Origin of the sequence: Methylobacterium goesingense, assembly GCF_022179225.1 — a bacterium.
In the GTDB taxonomy this organism is placed as follows: domain Bacteria; phylum Pseudomonadota; class Alphaproteobacteria; order Rhizobiales; family Beijerinckiaceae; genus Methylobacterium; species Methylobacterium goesingense.
Window position 1 is genome coordinate 1 of sequence record NZ_BPQL01000096.1, and the last position, 5,783, is coordinate 5,783.

Annotated in this window: 6 protein-coding genes; 2 read left to right on the forward strand and 4 right to left on the reverse strand. The window is 72.1% G+C overall.

The genetic code is table 11. From position 1 onward, the window contains the following. Both MFF30_RS17180 and MFF30_RS17185 read left to right on the forward strand, forming a co-directional pair. Window positions 1–648, forward strand: a 648-nt coding sequence (locus MFF30_RS17180; RefSeq protein ID WP_306424589.1) for a TRCF domain-containing protein, incomplete at its 5' end; no start/stop codon positions are given. A gap of 113 nt (window positions 649–761) precedes the next feature. After that, a complete protein-coding gene (locus tag MFF30_RS17185; RefSeq protein WP_238280698.1) occupies window positions 762–1,988 on the forward strand; it encodes an oxalate decarboxylase family bicupin in 1,227 nt (408 codons plus the stop codon). Between the two features lie 9 nt (window positions 1,989–1,997). Here the strand turns inward: MFF30_RS17185 and MFF30_RS17190 are convergent, their stop codons facing one another. The 4 genes from MFF30_RS17190 to MFF30_RS17205 all read right to left on the reverse strand — a co-directional run. Continuing rightward, complete coding sequence (locus tag MFF30_RS17190; RefSeq protein ID WP_238280699.1) at window positions 1,998–2,978, reverse strand: sulfonate ABC transporter substrate-binding protein; 981 nt, start codon at window positions 2,976–2,978, stop codon at window positions 1,998–2,000. Between the two features lie 99 nt (window positions 2,979–3,077). Further along, window positions 3,078–4,241, reverse strand: a complete 1,164-nt coding sequence (gene ssuD, locus MFF30_RS17195) for an FMNH2-dependent alkanesulfonate monooxygenase (RefSeq protein WP_238280700.1) — start codon at window positions 4,239–4,241, stop codon at window positions 3,078–3,080. A 34-nt stretch (window positions 4,242–4,275) separates the two neighbouring features. Then, complete coding sequence (locus tag MFF30_RS17200) at window positions 4,276–5,121, reverse strand: ATP-binding cassette domain-containing protein (protein WP_238280701.1); 846 nt, start codon at window positions 5,119–5,121, stop codon at window positions 4,276–4,278. A gap of 101 nt (window positions 5,122–5,222) precedes the next feature. Continuing rightward, window positions 5,223–5,783: ABC transporter permease subunit (locus tag MFF30_RS17205; protein ID WP_238280702.1), on the reverse strand; the 561-nt coding region annotated here is incomplete at its 5' end.

Below are 5,783 nucleotides of genomic sequence, written 5' to 3' on the forward strand. Positions count from 1 at the left end.
CGCCTGCGGACGCTGGAGGCCCTCGACCGCCTCGGCGCGGGCTTCGCCATCAGCGCCCGGGACCTCGATCTGCGCGGGGCGGGCGACCTCGTCGGCGAAAACCAGGCCGGCCACGTCAAGCTCATCGGCCTCGGGCTCTACCAGCACCTGCTGCACCTGGCGCTGCGCGCCGCCAAGGGCGAGCCCGCCGAGGACTGGAACCCAGAGATCCGCCTCGGCCTCTCGGGCGCCGTGCCCGCCGACTACGTGCCCGAGCCGGAGGTGCGGCTCAGCCTCTACACCCGGACACTGCGCCTCGCGAACCCGGAGGAGGTGGAGGCCCTGCGCAGCGAGGTGGTCGACCGCTTCGGCCCGCCGCCCGAGGCCTTCGAGGAGCTGATCGCCCTCGCCCGGCTCCGGGTCGGCTGCCTGGCGCTCGGCATCCACCGCCTCAGCGGCGGGCCGCAGGGGCTGGCCGCCGACCTGCGGCCGAACGCGCCGCCCCTGCAGGTCCCCGCCCACGCGCATATCGTGCGCAAGGACAACCGCGTGCTCCTGCGCCAGGGCAGCGAGGACCCGGCGACGCGCGGACGCCTCGCCGCCGCCTTCCTGGAGCGCCTGGGGGCACAGGGCGAACGCCCGGTGCCGCCCGTCGCGGCGGCGGCCTGACGGGCGCTCGCACGAGGCCGTGAGGCACGGAACGGCGGTCCCTGGGGGTCGATTGACGGAAGGCAACGGGGCGCCCGACGGCGCCCCCGGACCCCTTACGAGACCCGACGCCCATGACGGACTTGTCCCGCCGAGGCCTGCTAGCCGCCACCGCCGCCGGGGGATCGCTGTTCACCGTGGCCGGAGCGCAGGGCCAGCCCGCGGCGCAGAGCCCGATCCGGGGGAAGGACGGCGCCTCGATCCTCGGTCCCCGCAACCCGGCGCGGGAGGCCGAGGACCCCTTCACCCTGCGCCCGCCCCGGACCGACCACGGCACCATGCCGAACCTGAAATGGTCCTTCGCCGACAGCCACATGCGCCTCGAGGAGGGTGGCTGGGCCCGGCAGACGACGGTCCGCGAACTCCCCGTCTCGAAGGCGATGGCGGGGGTGAACATGCGCCTCGGCGCCGGCGTGGTGCGGGAGATGCACTGGCACAAGGAGGCCGAGTGGGCCTACATGTTGAAGGGCCGGGCCCGGATCACCGCGGTGGACGCGCAGGGCCGGACCTTCGCGGACGATGTCGGCGAGGGCGACCTCTGGTACTTCCCCTCCGGCATCCCGCATTCCATTCAGGGCCTGTCCGCCGACGGCGTCGACGGCTGCGAGTTCCTGCTGGTCTTCGACGACGGCGGCTTCTCGGAGGATTCCACCTTCCTCCTGACGGACTGGATGGCGCATACGCCGAGGGACATCCTGGCCAAGAACTTCGGCCTGCCGGAGAGTGCCTTCGCGGGTGTGCCGGAGAAGGAACTCTACATCTTCCCCGGGCCGACCCCCGGGCCCCTGGACGCCGACCGCATGGGCGGCGCCGGCCCGGTGCCGGAGCCCTTCAGCCACCGGATGCTCGCCCAGGCGCCCCTGAGCCTGCCGGGCGGCAGCGTGCGCATCACCGATTCGTCGGTGTTCAAGGCCTCGAAGACCATCGCGGCCGCCCTGGTGGAACTGGAGCCCGGGGGCCTGCGCGAGTTGCACTGGCACCCGAACGGCGACGAGTGGCAGTTCTACATCGCGGGCCAGGGCCGCATGACGGTGTTCGGCTCGGAATCGAAGGCCCGCACCTTCGACTATCGGGCCGGCGACGTCGGCTACGTGCCCTTCGCCATGGGCCACTACATCGAGAACACCGGCACCACGCCGCTGACCTTCCTGGAGATGTTCCGCAGCCCGCGCTACGCCGACATCTCCCTTCGCCAATGGCTCGCCCTCACCCCGCACGCCCTGGTGGCGGCGCACACCCACCTGAACCCGGCCGACCTCGATCGCCTGCCGGGGGTGAAGGCGCCGGTTCTGCCGGGTTGAGCCCGCCCCTCAGCTTCCGGGCTTGCGCACCGCCGAGGCCACGTCGAGGGGCTTGGGCAACAGGCCGAGGCGGTGGAAGGTGTCGGCGACGCGTTGCTGGTCGGCGGTGGTCTCGGCGTTCAGGGGCGTGACCCCGTAGGTGAGGCGGCGCAGGGCCACCGTGAGGATCGGCGCCGGGATGCCCACGGAGGGGCTAAGTTCGGCCGCCACCGCGTCGGTGTTCTCCTTGGCCCAGGCGTCGATCTCGCCGATGGCGGCCAGGGTCGCGTCGAGGGCCGGGCCGTGGGCGGTGGCGAAGGCGCGGGTCGAGAGATAGAACTGGCGGTTCGGCACGAGGTCGGTGCCGTCGGCGAGAATGCGCCCGCCGGTGCTGCGCTCGCCCGAGGCGAGGTAGGGGTCCCAGATCGCCCAAGCGTCGACGGCGCCCCGTGCGAAGGCGGCGGCCCCGTCGGCCGGCGCCAGGAAGGTCGGGGTCACCGCCTCGTAGGGCACGCCCGCCTGTTCGAGGGCGCGAACCAGGAAGTAGTGGACGTTCGAGCCCTTGTTGAGGGCGATCTTCTTGCCGCGCAGGTCCGCGACCGTTCGGATCGGGCTGTCCTTGGCCACCAGGATCGCCTCGCCCTTGGGAGCGGCCGGCTCGTGGCCGACATAGAGCAGGTCCGGGTTGGCGGCCTGGGCGAAGATCGGGGGCGCCTCGCCGGCCGAGCCGAGATCGACGGCCCCGGCGTTCAGCGCCTCCATCAGGGGCGGCCCCGAGGGGAACTCGGCCCAGGTGACGCGGTAGCCGAGCGGCTTCAGGCGCTGCTCCAGCAGGCCCTTGCCCTTGAGGAGGACCAGCGTGCCGTATTTCTGGTAGCCGATCCGGATCACCCGCTCGTCCGCGCGGGCGTGCAGGACGCCGAGGGTCAGCAGCGCCAGGGCGGTGAGCAGGATCCAGGCGCGGCGGGTGCCGGCGGGGTGGAGCGCCAGGGCGCGGGTGGCGGCGGGCATGGGGGCTCCTTCGGGGCAACGAACGGTCGGCGGACGGGGATTCCCCTCTCCCCGCTTGCGGGGCGAGGGGATGCATGACGACAGCGAGAGGTGTTTCCCTCAATGCGCCGCGATGCGGCGGCCGGGCACGATGTCGTTGGCGATGACCTCGCCGAACGGGCCGTTGTTGCGGGCGTTGCTCGGAGCGACGCCGGTGGTGGCGCGCAGGGGGAGCTTGGGAAAGACCAGCTCGGCGAAGCGGTAGGCCTCCTCGAGGTGCGGGTAGCCCGAGAGGATGAAGCGGTCGATGCCGAGGTCGATGTATTCCTTCATCCGGTCGGCGACCTGATCCGCCGAGCCGACAAGGGCGGTGCCGGCGCCGCCGCGCACCAGGCCGACGCCGGCCCAGAGGTTGGGCGAGACCTCGAGCTTGGTGCGGTCGCCCCCGTGCAGGGCCATCATGCGGCTCTGGCCCACGGAATCCTGGCGCTTCAGGGTGGCCTGGGCCTTGGCGATGGTCTCGTCGTCGAGGCGCGAGATCAGGTTCTCGGCCGCCGCCCAAGCCTCCCCTTCCGTCTCGCGCACGATGACGTGGAGCCGGATGCCGTAGGAGAAGGTCTTGCCCTTGCGGTCGGCGGCCTCCCGGGCCTTGGCGATCTTCTCCGCGACGCCGGCCGGAGGCTCGCCCCAGGTCAGGTAGACCTCGCAATGCTCGGCCGCGACCTCGATGCCGGCGGGCGACGAGCCGCCGAAATACAGCGGCGGATAGGGCTTCTGCACGGGCTGGAAGATCACCCGGCCCTCTTCCACCTTGAGGTGCTTGCCCTCGTAGCTGACCGTCTCACCCGACATCAGCCCCCGCCAGATGTGCAGGAACTCGTCGGTGACGACATAGCGCTCGTCGTGGTCGAGGAAGACGCCGTCGCCGCGCAGTTCGACGGGGTCGCCGCCCGTGACGACGTTGATGAGCAGGCGCCCATCCGAGACCCGGTCGAGGGTCGCGGCCATGCGGGCGGCCATGGACGGCTCCTGCAGGCCGGGGCGGACGGCCACGAGGAAGCGCAGGCGTTTCGTCAGGGGCGCCAGCGCTGAGGCCACCACCCAGGAATCCTCGCAGGAGCGTCCGGTGGGCAGGAGCACGCCGTAATAGCCGAGCTCGTCGGCGGCTTGGGCGATCTGGCGCAGATACGCGATCGAGACGTCGCGGGCGCCCTCCTGGGCGCCGAGGTAGCGGCCGTCGCCGTGGGTGGGGAGGAACCAGAGAACGTCGGTCTGTCCGGTCATGGGAAATCTCTCACGGGGTTGGAGGCGGCCGCGCTCAAGCCGGCGCGCGCTCGGACAACAGGTGGTCGAGGATGCGGCCTTCGAGGGCCGCGAGGTCGGCGTCACCCCGGCGGCGGGGCCGGGGCACGTCCACCGCGACGTCGAGGGCGATGCGGCCGGCCTCCACCACGAGAATGCGGTCGGCCATCGCCACGGCCTCGGCGACGTCGTGGGTGACGAGGATCGCGGTGAACCCCTGCGCCCGCCAGATCCGCTCGATCATCGCCTGCATGTCGATGCGGGTGAGCGCGTCGAGGGCGCCCAGCGGCTCGTCGAGGGCGAGCAGCCCCGGACGACTGACGAGGGCGCGGGCGAGTGCCACCCGCTGGCGCTGGCCGCCCGACAGGGTCGCGGGCCAGTTGCCGGATTTCTCCGAGAGACCGACCTCGGCCAGCGCCGCCTGGGCCTTGGCGCGGCGCTCCGTCTTGCGGCCGACCTCGCCGAGGCCCACCGCCACGTTGTCGACGACCCGGGCCCAGGGCAGCAGGCGCGGCTCCTGGAACATGATGCGCTTCGGGGGCGTGCGCGGACCTTGCGCTTCGAGGGCGATCCGGCCGGCGCTCGGCTGCTCCAGGCCGAGGATCAGGCGCAGCAGGGTGCTCTTGCCGCAGCCCGAGCGCCCGACCACGGCCACGAACTGCCCGGCCGGGATATGGAGGTCGAGGCCCTCGATCACCGTGTGGCCGTCGAAGTCCTTCCGCAGGTCGCGGATCGTGACGCCGATGCCGGTGGCGGAGGGCGCGGGCACGGCGCGGGCCGGCGCCTTCGGGGCGGCGACCCCGCGGGGTTTCGGGTCTCGGATCTGGCTGTCCTCGGGGACGCGGAAGGCGGTGGCGAGCATGGGGCGGACCGTCGAAGGGGAGATGGGTTTGGGAAAGAAGCCGCGGGGCGTCGAGGTTCGGGCGCGCCCTCCCCGCAAGGGGGAGGAGAGCCGCCGCCGGGTCACGCGTTCCGGTAGGCCGGGTTCCAGGCCAGGAACCGGCGCTCCAGCAGCCGGGTCACCGCGTCGGCGGCTTTACCGAGGCCGGCATAGATGACGATCGCCAGCACCACGACGTCCACCAGCATGAACTCGCGGGCCTGCATCGCCATGTAGCCGAGGCCGGAGGAGGCCGAGATCGTCTCGGCGACGATGAGCGTCAGCCACATGATGCCGAGCGCGTAGCGCAGGCCCACGAAGATCGACGGCAGTGCCCCGGGCAGGACCACGCGCAGGAACAGGGTGGTGGGCGACATGCCGTAGACCCGGCCCATCTCGACGAGTTGCGGGTCCACCGAGCGGATGCCGTGCAGGGTGTTGGCATAGACGGGGAAGAACACCCCGATGGCCACGAGGAAGAGCTTGGCCTCCTCGTCGATGCCGAACCACAGGATCACGAGCGGGATCAGCGACAGGTGCGGGATGTTGCGGATCATCTGCAGCGTGGTGTCGGTGAGGCGCTCGGAGAGCCGCGACAGGCCGTTGGCGAGGCCGAGCGCGAAGCCGATGCCGCCGCCGATGAG